We start from the raw sequence: 15,148 nt of genomic DNA, 5'->3' as shown, positions 1-15,148 counted from the left end.
ATTACCATTCTATAGGACAAACATCCTGACCAGGGTCCTCAGCCAAATCTCCTGTGGCCTCTATCTTCCATTGTTCTGCTGCTTCTGAGTCATATTTCAGATAAACAAGCAAACATGGCCTAATGAATACAAAACCATATTGATTACACTTCACTTCACCTCCGGTCGGATTAAAACCAATCAATTGATCCAACTTGATGATATTCCAAAGAAACTTAAAATACCAGTCATTTTTGGAGGAATTATAACCACCAGCAATGCAGACCTTCATGAGATCATTGAAAGTAGCATCAATAATGGTCATATCTAACGGACTTCGCATAACTAGGCCGATATCCAATACCGGAGCAAAACTAGCCCTGATATCCCAGGAACCTGTTGAGAAGGAACCCAAGAAACTTGCTCCTACTTCTGCCCCAATTCCAAGCCTCGCCGAACCTCCAATAAGTTTATTGTCAATGGCTTTATTGATCCCAAACATGACGGCACATTTGACCCCAATGTATATTCCTGTGAATTTATTATTGGCATCTAAATAATCAGGAGAAACAGCAGAGTAGAATGCTTTTCTCTGAGCTAATGCCTGACCAGCAATATCATTGAATGAACTACCCATCATTTTCACAAAGGACTGAGCTGTAGCAGAAAGGGTGTTCCCTCCCACCTGAGTGGTATTTGCCAGTGTTTCGGAGTCGGTTTCTGCCTGAATGGCAAAAAGCAATCGTGCATTGGCTTTCACATAGACAATCGGGGTGATTTCTATGTCAGAACTCAGCCCACCCATAATCAGGAAGTTTGGAATTTCTTTATTCGCTGCCTTGTCAAAGGTATTCCCGAAATCAAACTGCAGATTTGCCGAAACATCTCTCAGCATAGGGGCAAACTCCACAGATGGTCTGTAAAAATTAGGCATGGCAAAGAAGACACGCCAGTTGTTTTCTTCCCCTGCTTCATTACCCTTAAACGAAAGTAAAAATGCAGCATCTACAAGGGGGGTACCACTTAGGCCTATTCTACCAGCTCCAGTGAAAGTAGACCCTTTTTTACCAATGGTTATGGTTACTTCGGCATCAGAAATTGTTAGAGGATGCTCTCTTGGAGTAAACGGATCTCTTTGGTCCATAACCCCAAATAGCTGACCGAGGCTAAACTCTTGAAATTTAGATAACCTCCCTACACTAACGCCATCATTTTCGAGCTTCTGAACTTTGTCTTGCTGAGCACTGATAGTATCACTGGTGATAGGCTTTACTCTTTTGTATCTTAACTGACGAGCCTGATCATTTTTAGCCATCGTAGTACTGTCCGTTATGGCTCCGTTTAATTCTCCTGTATTCTCATCTCCAATCGTCGTAATTCTTGATTCATTAGCAGTTATTGATTGTTGAATTTTATCACGTTTAGCTTCAAGATCCTTTTTTTCTTTTTTTGCTGCCTTGAGTTCGTTCTTCGCCGCATTTTTAGCCAGCCTCTTCTTCTCCAAGTCAAGTTTAGCTTGAGCTAACTGTGCAGTAAGCTTAGGAACATCTTTGGCATCAGCATTTTTTAACTCGTTCTTTTTTGCCTGATAAGCTCCTTTGGAGCTAGTAAATTCAGCATCCTTGTTAGCCTTATTAGTTTCCTTATTCGATACTTTGGTTGTGGCGGTAGAGATCTTCGTATCTGTGTCGTCTTTCTTTCTACTTAATTCGACGTTCTTTTCTTCAAGCTTCTTTTTCTCTTCCTTCAGCTTTTTGGGTTTATCTAAATCATTCCCGCCAAAGTCCTTTACTCCGGCATCAAGCCTTGCCTCTTTTCCTAAACCCATTGAAGCACCTAGCTGAATAAAGACTGCATCTGCCTTCCCGTCATATATAAATCCGAAATTGGCCGAGTATAGCGTAAACATTGATTGTTTCTTCGTTTTGCCCAGAACCGTTTGACCACTGTTATTGGTGGTTGTAGTAGTAGTTTTCGTTGTATTAGCAACTACCTGCTCACCCTCTAGTTTCAGGGCAAAACCCCAGATAGCATCACAGCTGGAACCACTTTCTACGCACACATAGCCCCCTGTACCTGAAAATCCATAACCTAATAAGTCGGACTGTCCTCTGATATTCAATGCCAGGCCGTTAACTTCATTTTTTGAGTTAAAAAAGAGGTTTGATGATATCCCTATTTCAGCTACTGTAGGAATGGTGATGGTTACCTTTTTACTTATTTCGTCTCTGTCAAATCTGAGCGAATCAGAATTCCAGGTGGCGGTTGCTTCCATTTCAAAATTGCTAACCAAAGGAATATTGACACCATAGGTTATTTTCAATTTTGAGGTTGTATCCATAGAGCCCTTCACATCTGCGATAGCAATAGTACTTGTATTACCTGTTCCGCTGGTATCTGCTACAGTCCCTTCCTTGAAGTCGGCATTTCCTTCAAAGGCCAAAGGAGGTATAATTCCGCCAAATGGGGGTGAAATATCTGTCCAGGACTTTAACTTCATATCCCACTTTCGCGAAGTTTCATTGTACTTCCATTCTACAGTAAGGTCATGAGGTGATATCTCAAAAGTGGCATCTCCTTCCATTTTTAGGGTAGGATCACCAGCTATTTTCAAAGGGCTAAAGTGATTTGTTAAGGAAGCGTACTTAGGAGCAGAATCCATAACATTCCATAAGCTTCCTGTAGATATTCCATCTGACTCCGAAGCTGTAATTTTGATCCTGTAACCCGGGCCCATCGCTGGTTTAGGTATTTTCATCATCTCCACCTCATTCAAAACAGCGGCTGTCTGTACAATCTCTTTCTGGTTTTTATAATCGGAGTAGAAAATACCATTTGCGTTATAATTGACCTCAGTCATATTAGGCGATGTAGGTTTAATTACATTCCCCCCGTTATTGGTAAAGTAAACAATATCAACTCCATCCTCTTCTACGTATACTTCTTCTATTTGTGCTTTAACCACATCTTCACCCATAGAAAGTTTACGAGGAGACATGGAGTAGTCTATAAGTACCTCTGCGATTTTATGATCTGAAAGCCTGACAAACGGAATATTCATGAGATCAATATGAATATTAGAAATACTCATCAAAGGCATGACAATAACCTTATTGATCTGTGGACCTTTATTTGAAATCGATAAGGACTGAAAAACGGTATTGTTCCAATAGAAGGTGTTCATATCTAATGCCCTTCCTACTGAGTTTCTTTTTTTGCTTACCTCGTTTATTTTTTGACTATCTGCAGGTTTAGAATAATATCCTTTGAGATCTAAGAGAGCTTTATTGCCGTCTGAATGATCATTGGCTGCATGAAACAGAATCTCTTTAATAGGCTCCGTGTCATAACTGTAAACCAAAGGATAAGAACCAACAGACGTACTTTGAGACGGATACTTTAATTTAATTCCGGCAAAAAGCGTTTGAAAAGATATATTCCAGGTAGAAAAATACTCTGTTTCATGGTTGTCATAAACGTACCTGAGTTCAGGCGTTAATAGACTTCTATTCAGCTTAAACTTTTCTGTGTAAATAACGCCATTCCAAAATCGAGGATCTGTCCGACTATTCAGCGTATAGACGTATAAAGGCTCCGCTTTATCAATAGGAAGCTCTTTCATATACTTCAGCTCTCCGCTATTCACCAGACTGTAACCAACTTTTTTATAGTCCGCTGAAGTTACATGCTTTCCATATCCTGAGGTTCTTAAATAGACTTTATTACCCACTTTGGTATAACTCAGAATAAGGCCCATATCCTCAAAATCGTAGGTCTGGCCATCCAGGTCTTCAAACGTCCCGGATATGCCCCATGCAAAAGTTCTAGGATAATTCTGCTTGATCACGTCCACCATTTCTTTGGCGGTGTAAACCCCATTATTGATTTCTTTGATCTTGATCACAGGAAAGCCAAAAACTTTAAGATCAAATTCATATTCTATCCCGTCTTCAGTTTCTTTTAAACCTTCTGTTACAGGACCTGGCTTGAGATAAATATCACGTTTATAGTTCAGTCCGTATGTGCTGGAGGCCGCCATATAAACTGTTCTTTTTTTGAACTCTGGAGCTGTAGCTGTCAAGGTCAAGAAATTCTCTTCTACTGTATTTTTGAATCGATAAACATACTCTCCTTTGCTATCTGTGTAAACGTAAGTATCAACGCCCGGAAACTCGATATTGACCTTCGCGTTTGGAATAGGCGTGGTGGTTCCCATTTTGTAGACAATACCGGAAACCCTGGATCCAGACTCCAATTCGATGTTGATGACATCTTTTCTTTTTGAAGAATTTAAATCCGGATAACGATAACTGAAGCTATGCTCAGGATACTCCTCTCCTACCCGCTGAACAGAACGATCAGTTGGGATCAAAGTGTATGTCTGATGCTCTCGGTTGATATAAGAATCAATGATTATCTGTCCATTATCATTGGTAGAGCCCAGAGCGTCTAAACCATTCTCTACCAGTTCCATTCCACGAATACCACGGCCAGTATCTTTATCTCTTACATTCACAATTAGGCGAAAGGCATGAGGTGTAGTTTTATCCAGAATTCTGACAGCCATCATACCATCATAGGCATCAAAGCTTGAATTGGTAATACTTGAGATAAACAAACTCCTCAGGTTCCTTGCCAGCAACTCCCTTGACTGCTCCGGAACAGTCTCATTGCCATATAAACGGGAGTAGGCATCCAAGGCAGTTTTCAAATTTTTGCCAATTAAAGAATGCCAATTTGGCCAGGTCAAGATCTCCTCTGCAGCTACACTGGTTATGACGTCAATACTATGGAAACTATCCGGATATCCTTTTCTAATGATACGCAAAGTGGCTTTTTGATCGCTAGGAGCCGAAAACGCCAGCCAACCATTAATATCAGATTTGTAAGATCTACCATTGACCACAGTAGTGACGTTTTTTAAGGGCTCGTCTTCTTCATTCATCAAACGAACCACCACCCCGGTGGTCTTTTGATTTTCCAAAGAGAAATCAACTCTGGTCCCGAGTTCTTCCTGCGAAGGCAAGAAGGATTGTTCTTTTACCTTTTTGGAGCCATTCCAAAGTGTGAGTTCAAAAGGGCTTTGATCTAAAACATGCTGATACGGGAAATTCATATTGAACTTCCCTTCATTGGTTATCTTGGCCGAGCCGAGACTTACTCCTGACGAATTCAACTCGACTCTTAAATCTGAAAAACTTAGACGTTTTGAACCTGTAAAACGCACTTCGCCAAAAACATATGGAGAAGATCGATATTGGTTTAGAGGAACTGTAACTTCAAAAACACCAGTCTTAGCATCAACATGAACGGGTATCAACTTATCCCGGTAAGGACTAGGCCCTTCGATTTTAATCAATAGCTTTTGTCCTATTTTAGCAGGATGATAAAAAAGGCCGTTTACAGATTGGCCAGGCATCACCTCCGCAATTTTGTGATACTCTTGTCTGTTAATTTCAGACTTACTAAGTGCTCCTGAATTGAAATTTTCAAATGCCAAAAAAGGAAAATTTGCAATATCCTGAACAGGTCTATAGATAGAAATCTTATGTCGCTCAGGGGAGAAGAACTCATCTATAGCCGAGGATAGTTTGGGAACCAATCGATAAGTGCTGACGGGTATGATCCATTCGTTCAGATCAAACTCATCCTCAAAGTCAGTTTCTACCTCTAACTGGTGCTTACCCAAAATAGGATGACTCATTTCAAGAAAAACCACAGGAGGTAAGTCGGCCCCCATTAATCCTTCGGCAGGCATAGGAATCCTAAATCCTCCAAACTCATTTGTCCGGATACTTTTCAGTAAAAAATTATGAGCTGAATCTGCAAAAACCTTGATGCTTACCTCTCCCAATGGGTGTTTTACATCGCTATCCAGAATATTTTCATGTAGGAAAACTTCCGATCTTGATAAGCTTCTGCCCCACTCCTTCTGAGCATTTCCAGAGATGGCTCCTGCCAGCTGCTCTTGAAATAAAAACGTCCATTTCAGGTTTCCGGTAATGACCTTTTCTTTGAGTTTCAGAATTTCATCCTCTTCTTTCTTCTTTCTGATATAATTCTCTGAAGATAGCGACTGCTGACCCTGATTATCATAGGCTCTGATTCTAAATGAATAGCTGGAATCTTGACTTAAAGAGGGAACTACTGCCAGGAAGCTATAATATTCTTCGCTTGCCTCATAGTCTTGAAAAGAAGGATATCTAAATGTTCTCCACTTATCTTCATGACTATTTCTAAACTCAATATCAAAGTTTTTATGAGCCTGGCTACCATCCCATTGCAGGATAGCACTAATGGAGTCTGCCCAGCGTGCTTTCAGGTTATATGGGTCAGACAATGAATCGATAAGATAAAATGGAGGTGTCTGAAAATCTGATTGATAAAAAAGTTTACTGTGGGCGATCACATTGAACTCGTAGGCTCCCTCATAGGCATCTTTGAACACATATGAAGCGGAATCACCCGGATAAGCAGCGGCGTCAAGTAATACGCTTTGCCAGCTTAGATCATCTTTATATTTATAATTAAGTGTGTAAGATTGATGTCCATCGTCTTTATCCCAACTCACTTGAATATCATTCAAATTCGGCCTGATGGCTTGGCTAAAGGTGATGGGGCTAATATCTCCGGTATACCTAAACCATTGAATTTCGCTGAATCCATGATTTCTAAAAACACCAATTTCACGAAAACCACTTTTGGCCTTAGCCTGAACTCTGTAGGCGTATATTTTGCCTTCAAGAAGAGGAGGCATAGAATAGTTATAATTCAAAGAGACAGCCGAGGTAGTGGTAGTAAAGATTGGTGGCTGAGCCAAAAACAGATTCTGAATATTACCTGTATACCCCAGCGGTACGTTTAGCTCTACCAGGGAAAACTCATAGCTAACATCGCTAACGTTTTTATGTCTGGGAGCCCAATTAAAATTAACAGAGAGAGGGTTTTGAGGTTCTATCAAGGCGTTATTTGAAGGCACTACCCACACGGGTGGCTCATTGATGGTTACCCAAACCGGAGCAGCCATTTGTACTTCTGAAAGTGGGTTTCCTGTTATGGCGTCAATGACCTGCAGCCCAAATTGATAGGTACCCTCAGGTAGGTTTTCAGCGTATTGGCTTGCCGAAATCTGTAAATTATGAGGTTGAAAATAATTAGCAACCAGATCTGAAGGCAAGTCAAAAACCTGCCCGGCAGAGAGCTGAATAACAGATTCATCTCTTACCAAATCAACACTCTTTACCGCTATGCCTGGACCCTGAATGTAAAGCTTCAGAAAAACCCTTCTTTGAGGTAGAGTATTATCATTAACTCTTAGCTGTATTGAGAAATTATCCTGCGAGGGATTGGCGTAATCTGACAGGTAGATAGGATAAGGAGCTTTCTGAATGATGGTGGCCTCTACCGGATGACGCACCAGCTGACCCAAAAGAGATTGACTGAGGCCTATCAGCAGAAGTAATACGATATATAGCTGCTTCTGTCTCATCTAAAAATTGATTTTGTAGCTGAGGTTTGAATTGAAATAACTGTTACTAATTCCATTATTAATCAATCCGGAAATCAGATTGATGGAATGCTTGTTGAGTGGACTGTAGCTCAAATTAGCCCTAAGGTTATACACCGTTAGACCCTCATTCTCCGGCGTCCTTGATAATAATAGCGTACCAGAGAAATTGAGACTCAACTTCTCTGAAAAACCTTTAGAAACCCCTATTCCAGGCCCGTGAGCCAGGGTATTTAACTCAGACATGGAGTTAGAATTCAGGCTGTAAAAGCAGTTGATGTTGGTCTTAGAGTCGTTTTGAAACCATCCATAGCTCAGACTAGTATTGAATATCTTATTCTCACTTTGATTTACCCCGCCATTTATTCCAGAAGAATTCAAGTGACTGGCATTCCAGCTGATAGAGTGTCTGTTTTCTTCTGTGGAGGAAAGTATATAGGTGGTATTGACATTGAGGTTTTGAGAAATCTGAGAATAATCAAGACTGTCAATGGGCTGACCAGGAACTCTGGTAATCTCCTGATAAATATCTCTGACGAACATGTATGACCTGAAATTCGAATAATTCAAACCAATGGAAAGTTTTTCATTTGGCCGGGCATTCAAATTCAAGGCTCCCACCCATCTATTTTGGGAAGTTGCTTTTTCATTTTCAATATCATCTCTTTGGAAACCTCCATTGGCCTGAAGCGTTAGTTTATTCTGCCATATTGAGCTTGAAAAGTTCAAGGTGTAATTGATCAGATCATTAACGTAATAATAACCGCCAAGCGTTCTATAATCAGGATCTACTTTTTCGTAGGCCACTCCCAGCAGTGAGCGACCATCGGGTAACCGGATACTGGCACCTAACTTTACCGCATCTTTAGAAATAGCAGATGCACTCTCTTTTAGAAATATAGAACCCAGCCCTCCGGCAGACCTTGGCGAAAGAGTGTCTGAGTTTTGAATATCAAGCAAGCTATTATGGTATTCAGCCTTCAGCTCCAGCGATTTAACAGGCCTGATAATAGTTTCAAGACCGACTACCATATTCTTTTCCGGATTTACAGGCTGATCCACAAAAAAGCGATCAGATTCAGCCAGACTTGAGGCCTTATCTTCAGCATAAAAAAGGCTCGTACCCAGGCTAATTTGTTCATTCAACCTATGCGTTACCTTTATGCCTAATCCATTTCTATTGTATGAAGGACCTGTGATGGTATCTGTAGCCGTAGCTTTTAGCAGACGACCAGCCATCAGAGAAATTTTCCAATTTTCCGGAGTTAATTCCAAAGCTGCTCCATTAAACTGATGCCCGTTAAGAGAATAGTTTGAGAAAGTAGTGTACGCCGTCCCTATCTGGCTGTTAATCCATTTATAACTAGGGTTGATGCTAAATTGATTATATGAGTAGGCCTGACTAAAAGAGAATTTCCGATCGGAGAAATTGACAGTGACAGGTACAGATATCTGGTTCATGGAAAGTACCATAGAACCAGATATGAAGTAATTAAATGGCTTGCCAAAATTTATATTGTTTGTGTAACTGCTGGTCAAACTTAAACCGCCATTGAGTCTAGGTTTGAAATCTTTAGTGGTTAGGCTGTTAAAATCAATTTGCTGTGCAAAAGAAGCCATTGAACAAAGCACAAGGGATGATATGTAGATCAATCTCGTCATCTGATAATGACTTTTTTGGCTGAAGTACCATTCTTATTCCAGATAATCAGAGCATAGGTTTTGTCTGTCAAAAGGCCATTAGCCTCAAGGTGAACATCCTTTACCTCTGCACTATATTCTTTCTCAAAAACCGAAATCCCACTTGCAAGATCAAAGAGCTCCAGAGTATAAGATTCTGCATCTGGAGCATTGGGTTTAAGGTGGATATCCCCGTCGTTTACCGGATTCTCCATCAAAATGAAAGTTGGTGATAAGTCAGCTCGGAAAGGCTGTATGCCGGAAGGTTCATCTTCGTTTGTAATTTCGATAACCTTCTCAACGGGGAATGAGCAGTCGCCATATGTCACATTGGCTATCAAACTTAAAGTACCCGATGACTCAAACTGAAGCACCAATTTCTCAGGTTCAGAACTGATGATAGTGGCTCCGGCAGGCAAATCCCAGCTTACTGTCTCAGAATAAGGATCAGAAATATTAACGAAAGCAACTGGCTCGTCTATAGTTGCGGAGGAAGGCCCAGCAAAATATGGATCAAAACCTTCCAGCGGTTCCACTAAGATACTTTCTGTATCAGAACAGCCCTTAAAGCTGGTAGCTGTGAGTGTGTAGACTCCGGTGCCTTTTCCTGTAATTACAGGATCTGTGGCTTCAGAGCCATCAGGAAAAACCCATAAATAGTCAACGGCCCAAGAGGTTTCACCATTCAAAGTAAAATCTGAGGGACATACTTCCTGGTCAAAAGTGTAAAGTCTTACTGGTTCAGGGACTGTGACTACTCTTTCTGAGGATTCTACACTGCAGCCCAAATCATCGGTTACAATAATTCTACTACTCGTAAAGCCGCATAAACCACCAATAGTGAATTTGTCTGTCGAGTCTGGGAATGTGGTCCACTCAATATGATACGGCTCAACACCTCCGGTAATTTCTGTAAAGTATTGACCATCACAGCTGTCATGACAAGAAGTTTGACTTGCCAGAAGCAAAGCATTTAAAGGTGTTCCTTCGTTTTTAATGTTGAAAGTACTATCAACAGTGCAGCCAGCTTCATCTTGTACTTTCAAGGTATAGTTTCCAGCTGCTAGCCCTTCACGTTCAAGGTTAGTGTTCCCATCATCCCATAAAACATTATAAGGTGCCGTACCTCCACTTGTTCCCACTTTGAGAACGCCAACCGGATTTCCAGAACAATAATTATCGACTTTCTCGAGTAACCCTATGGTTAGTTCCCTTCTGGATTGAACCTCTATATTTTGTCCTGTTTTAACTCCATTTTTATCTTCAACCTCCAGATAGTACTGACCTGATTTAAGATTATTGAGGCTGCCCGGATTATTGCTAATCAGAGAAAGCCCTCCAAAAGAGTCGATCTTATACCAGGTATATTTGTATTCATCCCCTTCTGTAAATTTTACACCACCCTTAACATTAGTGGTGATACTTCCTGAACTATCTCCATAACATACTACCTGGGTGGTGCTGTACGAAAAGATTAGAGGCTGCGGAGATTCCAGTTCGATAGTTTCTGATATTAAACAACCCGTCTGATCTTCCAGAGTTACCGTAAACCTCCCATCTTTCATTCCTCCAAGGAAACTCCAAGCAGGATCCGCGACCAATTCAGTAGTAGTAAAAGTCGACAAATCCTGCCCTGAAGCATCTGCCCATCGTATGGATTTATATGGTTTTGATCCCCCTACAATGCTGGCCCGTATGCTGCCATCATTGCTATCAAAACTTTTTGGGTTAGTTTTCTCAATCTCAAAGTACAGGTAATCAGAGTTTGTGAATTCTAAGTCCACAAATTCCTCAACAAAACAATTATTGATATCGGTGATTTTCAGGTCGAAAACTCCGGCTTGATTTACAGAGATAGTTGTCTGATTGGGTGCCTCAAAGAGGACTGGAGTATTATCTCCAAATTGAGCGTAATACCGTCCAGTTCCACCAGAGGCATTCACCTTAATCATACCGTTAAAGTCATTATGACATACAAAAGGTGTCACTTCTATGGATGCATTGGGCTGTACTGGCTCGGTAATACTTAATTCACCGGTACTCAAACAACCGCCATCATCTTTGATTTCAAATGAATAGGTTCCACGTAGAAGATCAGTCCTTTTGAAGGAAGATGAAGGTGAATCTGACCAACTTATTTGGTAGGAAGAACCTACACCACCACTTGGAAGAATCTCCAGGCTGCCATCATGACCAGCCCAGCAAGTGACATTCTCAATTTTGCTTTCATAAACAATCTCTCCTGTAATTGTCGTTTGTATGGTATTGCTAGTACCAGAAGAGCAATACGTCTCCCTACAAATGGCCGAATAAGACCCTGAAGCATCAACAGTAATGGAATTTCCGGTTTGACCATTACTCCACTCAATAGTCCCTCCGCAGCTTGGAGAAGAGCTTGCTACTTGCAACGTGACCTGATTGCCTTGGCAAAAAGATGTACTACCGGTAGCCTCGATGACAGGAGCATCGGGTGTGGTGTAAAATCCTACGTTTACAGAACCTGAAACGTCAGAGGTACAGCCATTTACGGCACACGTGGCCGTATAGGTTCCTGCTGTATTGACCACAATTGAAGAACCTGTTTGAGTATCACTCCAAGTAACAGTACCACTACAACCAGTGGCGGTTAAGATCGTCGAAGTCGTCGGACTACAGAAGTTTCCTCCACCTGTGATACTTGGTGCATTTGGTTTGGGACTGACGGTAATATCTATAGAGTTACTATTGCCCGAAGAGCAATACGTCTCCTTACAAATTGCAGAATATGACCCTGAAGCATCAACTGTAATAGAACTTCCGGTTTGTCCATTACTCCATTCAATAGTCCCTCCGCAGCTTGGTGAAGAGCTTGCTACTTGAAGTGTCACTTGATTGCCTTTGCAAAAAGATGTACTACCGGTAGCCTCAATGACTGGAGCATCAGGTGTGGTGTAAAATCCTACGCTTACAGAACCTGAAACATCAGAAGTACAGCCATTTACGGTACAGGTAGCTGAATACGAACCCGAAGTATTGACAATAATAGAAGGACCCGTTTGAGTCGTATTCCAAGTGACAGTTCCTGTACAGCCGCTGGCGGTTAAGGTTGTTGAATTGGTTGGACTACAAAAGTTTCCTCCACCTGTGATACTCGGTGGATTTGGTTTGGGGCTGACGGTAATATCTATGGAATTGCTAGAACTAGAAGAGCAATAGGTCTCTTTACAAATAGCAGAATAAGAACCTGAAGCATCAACTGTAATTGAATTTACGGTTTGTCCATTACTCCACTCAATAGTCCCTACGCAGCTTGGAGAAGTGCTTGCTACTTGAAGTGTCACTTGATTGCCTTGACAAAAAGATGTACTACTAGTGGCCTCGATGACAGGAGCATCGGGTGTAGTGTAAAACCCTACGTTTACAGAACCTGAAACGTCAGAGGTACAGCCATTTACGGTACAGGTAGCTGAATAAGTTCCTGACGTATTGACAATGATGGAAGACCCCGTCTGAGTCGTATTCCAAGTGATAGTTCCTGTACAGCCACTGGCGGTTAAAGTTGTTGATGTAGTAGGACTACAGAAATTTCCTCCACCTGTGATACTTGGTGCGTTTGGTTTTGGACTAACAGTAATGTCTATGGAGTTGCTAGAGCTAGAAGTGCAATATGTCTCTTTACAAATGGCTGAATAAGACCCTGAAGCATCAACCGTAATTGAACTTCCGGTTTGTCCATCACTCCATTCAATAGTACCACCGCAGCTTGGAGAAGTGCTCGCTACTTGAAGTGTCACTTGGTTGCCTTGGCAAAAAGATGTACTACCGTTAGCCTCTATTACAGGAGCGTCTGGTGTGGTGTAAAATCCTACACTTACAGAACTTGAAACATCAGAAGTACATCCATTTACGGTACAGGTAGCTGAATAAGTACCTGACGTATTGACAATAATGGAAGACCCCGTCTGAGTCGTATTCCAAGTGATAATTCCTGAACAGCCGCTGGCGGTTAATGTTGTTGAAGTGGTAGGACTACAGAAGTTTCCTCCACCTGAAATACTTGGTGCGTCTGGAATAGAATTGACAGTCACGTCAATAGAATTACTGTTTCCAGAAGAACAGTATGTTTCTTTACATACTGCACTATATGCTCCCGCGGATGTGACAATAATAGAATTACCTGTTTGTCCATTACTCCACTCAATGGTCCCTCCACATGATGGCGAAGAAGTGGATAATTGCAGGGTGACCTGTTCTCCTTCACAGAAAGTTGTACTACCAACTGCTTCAACCATCGGTGCACCTGGAGTGGTAAGGAAATTCACTACTTCTGATACAGAATTAACTGAAGTACAGCCGTTAACTGTACAAGTGGCTGTATAGGTACCTGCTGTATTGACTACTATTGAAGAACCTGTTTGGGCATCACTCCAAGTAACAGTGCCACTACAGCCAGTGGCTGTTAGTGTGGTCGATGAAGTAGGACTACAGAAATTCCCACCACCACTAATACTCGGTGCATTCGGAATCTCATTGACCGTAACCTGTATGGTATTTGAAATATCTGATGTACAAGCACCATCTACACAAGTTGCATAATAAATATCGGCATCAGAAACACTTAACGGCTCTCCCGTAGCTCCGTTATTCCATGTCAAAGTAGCACCACAGTAACTATTACTGAGAGCTTGCCTCAGTTCTACACTCCCTCCCTCGCAGAAGGTTGTTGGTCCTGCAGCCTCTATTTCCGGAGTAAAAGGCTGTCTGTCAAATCTCACATTGACAGAGTTTGAGTTTACTGAAGTACATCCATTCTCCTCGCAAACTGCATGATAGGTACCATTGTTACTCACATCTATAGAACTTCCTGTGCCTCCATTACTCCATTTGATAGTTCCTGAGGTACATCCAGACGCTGTTAATGTTGCCGTATTTTGAGTTGCTTCACAAAACTCCCCTCCTCCACTCACTGTTGGGGCCTCAGGTATTGCGTTTACTATAACCTGAATTGTATTTGAAATATCTGAGGTACAAGCACCATCTACACAGGTAGCGTAGTACAAACCGCCGTCAGAAACAGTTATTGGATCTCCCGTAGCTCCGTTATTCCAGGTCAAAGTGGCACCACAGTAGCTATTACTAGGAGCTTGACTGAGTTCTACACTGCCTCCCTCACAGAAAGTTGTAGGCCCTCCTGCTTCTATTTCAGGAGTAAAAGGCTGTCTGTCAAATCGCACATTGACAGAGTTTGAGTTTACTGAAGTACATCCATTCTCCTCGCAAACTGCATGATAGGTACCATTATTACTCACATCTATAGAACTTCCTGTGCTTCCATTACTCCATTTGATGGTTCCTGAGGTACATCCCGATGCTGTTAATGTAGCCGTGTTTTGTGTTATTTCACAAAACTCTCCTCCTCCACTCACTGTTGGGGCCTCCGGAATAGAATTGACAGTTACTTGAATAGAATTTGAGACATCTGATGAGCAACCATCTACGGTACATGTGGCATAGTAAATACCTGAGGCAGTAATCGGAATTGATAAGTCTGTACTTCCATTGTTCCATGTTAAAGTACCTGAACAGTAACTATTACTTCCTGGGAGCTGTCTTAAATTTACACTTCCACCTTCGCAGAACGTGGTGGGTCCATCCGCCTCAATCTCGGGTGGGTAGGTACTCTCCATAAAATTGACCTCAATACTATTTGAAGGTGCAGAGGTTTCCTCACCAACAGTACAGGTTGCTGTATAACTTCCAGAGCTGAAAACAGTAATTTCATTTCCCGTACTTGTATTGGACCAGGTAATTGTTCCCGTACAGTTGGAGGCAGTTAATGTGGCTGACGGATTCTCATTTCGACAAAAATCGCCTCCACCAGAAATTACTGGTGGAGCTACTTCAACGGTTAATTCTGTACTTCTTTCCGATGCAAAAAGTAAGATCGGGCAAAAGATAGTGATTAGAAGAAATAAAATGTTTTTATGGCTATACATGCAGTCA

Annotated in this window: 3 protein-coding genes; all 3 read right to left on the bottom strand. The window is 41.6% G+C overall.

Going from position 1 to position 15,148, the window contains the following annotated elements:
* Position 1 precedes the first annotated feature (1 nt).
* From ACUXV0_RS00375 to ACUXV0_RS00365, 3 genes are read right to left on the bottom strand one after another with little or no spacing between them, the layout of a single operon-like run.
* Complete coding sequence (locus tag ACUXV0_RS00375) at positions 2-7,468, bottom strand: hypothetical protein (protein ID WP_446191069.1); 7,467 nt, start codon at positions 7,466-7,468, stop codon at positions 2-4.
* Positions 7,469-9,106, bottom strand: a complete 1,638-nt coding sequence (locus ACUXV0_RS00370; protein ID WP_446191068.1) for a hypothetical protein — start codon at positions 9,104-9,106, stop codon at positions 7,469-7,471.
* 38 nt (positions 9,107-9,144) lie between these two features.
* On the bottom strand, positions 9,145-15,141 hold the full coding sequence (locus ACUXV0_RS00365; RefSeq protein ID WP_446191067.1) for a hypothetical protein: 5,997 nt from the start codon (positions 15,139-15,141) through the stop codon (positions 9,145-9,147).
* Positions 15,142-15,148: the final 7 nt, after the last annotated feature.

Source organism: Jiulongibacter sp. NS-SX5, from assembly GCF_052828545.1.
The sequence above is the reverse complement of the archived record's forward strand: the minus strand, read 5'-3'. Positions and strand labels throughout refer to the sequence as shown.